The 407-nt window shown below is 38.1% G+C and carries 1 pseudogene; it reads left to right on the forward strand.

Going from position 1 to position 407, the window contains the following annotated elements:
• Positions 1 to 222 precede the first annotated feature (222 nt).
• Positions 223 to 407 (forward strand): annotated as a pseudogene (locus tag H5187_RS24445) (alpha-amylase family glycosyl hydrolase); the annotation flags it as partial.

The raw sequence follows: 407 nt of genomic DNA on the forward strand, positions 1-407 counted from the left end.
CGGCAAACACATATAGAGGCTCTCTTATTGCGATCTCATCGCAGCCTACTTTTTTCCATATCCTTATGGATTTGTAGGGGCACTAGACATTCATCGGTTAACCTAATCATGGCACTATTCAAGGCCAGAAAAATAGGACAGGCGCATTTTTTTGCAAATTTTTTGCAAAATCCATAGTATCAACTACTGTTTTTATATACAGTTTAACAGGAGTTGCTATGTATGACCCGGGCAAGAAAAAAGCTTATTGATTTAGCGTCCACATCTTATTATCACTTAATTTCACGATGCGTGAGACGTGCATTCTTGTGTGGTGATGATAAATACACAGGTAAAAACTTTGATCACCGTAGAGTGTGGTTAGTAGAGCGAATTAAGTTACTAAGTAGCGTTTTCGCTATAGAGAT

This window comes from Pseudoalteromonas sp. SG44-1, from assembly GCF_014164315.1.
In the GTDB taxonomy this organism is placed as follows: Bacteria; Pseudomonadota; Gammaproteobacteria; order Enterobacterales; family Alteromonadaceae; genus Pseudoalteromonas; species Pseudoalteromonas rhizosphaerae.